This is a genomic window from Myxococcus sp. AS-1-15 (assembly GCF_020037055.1).
In the GTDB taxonomy this organism is placed as follows: domain Bacteria; phylum Myxococcota; class Myxococcia; order Myxococcales; family Myxococcaceae; genus Myxococcus; species Myxococcus fulvus.
In genome coordinates this window covers 1-904 of the sequence record NZ_JAIQDF010000074.1, presented here as the reverse complement: position 1 = coordinate 904, position 904 = coordinate 1, and the positions used below count along the sequence as shown (strand labels likewise).

1 protein-coding gene is annotated in these 904 nt (G+C 71.0%); it reads left to right on the top strand.

Features of this window, described 5'->3' with window-relative positions; genetic code table 11:
* Nucleotides 1-554 precede the first annotated feature (554 nt).
* A partial coding sequence (locus K8625_RS43580) for a helix-turn-helix domain-containing protein (RefSeq protein ID WP_223786116.1) occupies nucleotides 555-904 on the top strand: 350 nt, incomplete at its 3' end.

Below are 904 nucleotides of genomic sequence, written 5' to 3'. Positions count from 1 at the left end.
GCGCGTGCGACGCTACCGCTGCCGTAGGTGTGGCGTGTCGCAGACAGTCGTTCCCTCGCAGGTGCTGGGCAGGAAGCTGTATTCGCTCGCGGCCATCGCCTGGGCGCTCGCCCTGTGGGGTCTCGAGTCGCTAACAGCCGCGGCGGTACGCCGACGCGTGAGTCCCTGGGCCGTGGTGGGGCCTGGGAGCATCGAGCGCTGGGACTCGCTCTGCCGCTGGTCCAGGGAGGCCAGAGTCGGGACACTGCTGTGCTGCGTGCGGCCATCGCCCACGGACTGGACGGCGCGAGCAGTGGCCGCACGAGCGGCGACGACAGTCGCCGCCTTCGCACTCCCGGCGACCGGACCGCCATCGCTGTCCGCTTGCTCGTTCCGGGGCGCCGAGCGCGCTCACTGAGGGGCTTGCTCCACGGCCATCGGCGCGCCCCTCACAGAAGTCTGTCCCACCCGACACGCCCCGTCCTCGAAGCCCTGCCTGCGGCGGGACGGTAGGCGTCTGCCCTCCCAAGAGGCCCATGTCGGGATGAGGAGGCAGTATGGGAAGTCCGCGCGAAATGAAGAGCCTCACCCCGAAGTCCCACGCCGAGGCGGTGGCGGTGTTTCGCCACGGAGTCATCGGCGCCCTCACCCAAGCGCAGATGGACCGAGGCCAGCTCGCCTCGGCGCTCGAGTCCCTCACCCAGCAGCGCTTCGTACCGCCGGGCGCCGAGGTGAGCCGCTGCTACTCGGCGGCTACACTCGAGCGCTGGTACTACGCGTACAAGAAGCGCGGCCTCTTGGGCCTCACCCCGCGCGGACGCAGCGACAAGGGCCGGGCCCAGCAGCTTTCGGCGGCCCAGCGCGAGCTGCTGCTCGACATCCGGCGGGAGTACCCGTCCGCGTCCGTGGCGCTCATCCTGCGCAC